Source organism: Pseudoduganella sp. GW821-FHT12E03 (genome assembly GCF_058807115.1).
In genome coordinates this window covers 1-515 of record NZ_JBXAQJ010000056.1, presented here as the reverse complement: position 1 = coordinate 515, position 515 = coordinate 1, and the positions used below count along the sequence as shown (strand labels likewise).

Annotated in this window: 1 protein-coding gene; it reads left to right on the top strand. The window is 56.3% G+C overall.

The features are described 5' to 3' along the window. On the top strand, positions 1-515 hold a 515-nt coding region (locus AC1RRC_RS33260; protein WP_493060218.1), incomplete at both ends, for an EF-Tu C-terminal domain-related protein.

The window sequence follows — 515 nt, the reverse complement described above, 5'->3', positions numbered from 1 at the left end:
GGCACGTTCCTGATGCCAGTGGAAGACGTGTTCTCGATCTCCGGTCGCGGTACCGTTGTGACCGGCCGTGTTGAGCGTGGCGTGATCAAGGTCGGCGAAGAGATCGAAATCATCGGTATCGTTGACACCGTGAAAACCACCTGCACCGGCGTGGAAATGTTCCGCAAACTGCTGGACCAAGGTCAAGCAGGCGACAACGTTGGTCTGCTGCTGCGCGGCACCAAGCGTGAAGACGTTCAGCGTGGTCAAGTTCTGGCAAAGCCAGGCTCGATCAAGCCGCACAACCACTTCACCGGCGAGATCTACGTTCTGTCGAAAGATGAAGGCGGCCGTCACACCCCGTTCTTCAACAACTATCGTCCACAGTTCTACTTCCGTACGACTGACGTGACCGGTTCGATCGAGCTGCCAGCAGACAAAGAAATGGTTATGCCAGGCGATAACGTGTCGATCACCGTGAAACTGATCAGCCCGATCGCTATGGAAGAAGGTCTGCGCTTCGCTATCCGCGAAGG